Source organism: Gilvimarinus sp. 1_MG-2023, from assembly GCF_030548285.1.
This window is the reverse complement of the sequence record NZ_JAUOSC010000538.1, coordinates 1-330: the sequence shown is the minus strand read 5'-3', so window position 1 is coordinate 330 and position 330 is coordinate 1. Positions and strand designations below refer to the sequence as shown.

The 330-nt window shown below is 51.8% G+C and carries 1 protein-coding gene; it reads right to left on the bottom strand.

Features of this window, described 5'->3' with window-relative positions:
* Positions 1-150: 150 nt before the first annotated feature.
* Positions 151-330 (bottom strand): hypothetical protein (locus tag Q4563_RS17980; protein ID WP_303605474.1); only part of this gene is annotated, 180 nt, incomplete at its 5' end.

Genomic DNA, 330 nt, shown 5'->3' with positions numbered 1-330 from the left:
GGCAACAACCATTCAAATACCGCGCTTGGCAACAGATTCTGCAGCCATCATACAGGCAGCCAGAGCAACTCGTCGGATCCACCACAAAAAAACGGCCCTCTCGGGCCGCTTGATGAAGTCAATAATCAAATAACATCACAATGCTTACGATTACATGGCCACAACAGGATGCCGAGAACTGAATACCAGAGTGGAACCACCCTCTTCCTGTTCTGCCACATCAGCCATGATGGTATCCCCCGGCATGAATTTGCCCGAGAGAATATCCTGCGCCAGTGGGTTTTCGACCCAGCGCTGAATGGCCCGTTTTAATGGCCGAGCGCCAAAGAC